This window comes from Myxococcus sp. CA039A, assembly GCF_013336645.1.
GTDB classification, from domain to species: Bacteria; Myxococcota; Myxococcia; order Myxococcales; family Myxococcaceae; genus Myxococcus; species Myxococcus llanfairpwllgwyngyllgogerychwyrndrobwllllantysiliogogogochensis.
Genome location: NZ_JABUMQ010000738.1, coordinates 1 through 598 on the forward strand (window position 1 = coordinate 1; position 598 = coordinate 598).

Sequence of the window (598 nt, forward strand, 5' to 3'; positions counted from 1 at the left end):
GCGCGTGGTGGTGGGGCCGGACGACACCGTCTACGTCTCCAACCGGGCCGAGCGCAGCGTGTCCGTCATCCGCCGGGGTGACTGGAGCGAGGCGGCGCGCGTGGCGGTGGGCGTGGAGCCCATGGGGCTGGCGGTGTCTCCGAAGGGCGACACGCTCTACGTGGTGAACAGCACCGCGCTGGACTCCACCACGTACGGCACGTTGATGGCGGTGGACACGCGCTCGCTGGAGGTCCGCTGGGAGCTGCCGGTGGGCGAGGAGCCGCGCGGCATCGCCCTGGTGGACGATGGGCGACGGGCGCTCGTCAGCCTCTTCCGGCATAGCGATTTGGTGACGGTGGACCTGGCGGACGCGCACCAGCCGCGCATGCAGCGCGAGGGCACGGACCTGTACGCGCGGGCCAACACGGACGACAGCTTCGCCGACGACGAGCCGTTTCCGTTCCCCTCCACGAGCGTGTCCTTCCGGCCTCGCGGGATGTCGGACGTGGTGGTGTCTCCGGACGGCAAGCATGCCTACTCGCCGACGCTGTGGGCGCGCGAGGATCCGCTCACCGGTTCTGGCTCGAGCCCTGGGGGCGGTGGGTCGCTGTATGGG

The 598-nt window shown here is 71.2% G+C and carries 1 protein-coding gene; it reads left to right on the forward strand.

Going from position 1 to position 598, the window contains the following annotated elements; translation table 11 throughout:
• On the forward strand, positions 1-598 hold a 598-nt coding region (locus HR086_RS47350; RefSeq protein ID WP_373564461.1), incomplete at both ends, for a YncE family protein.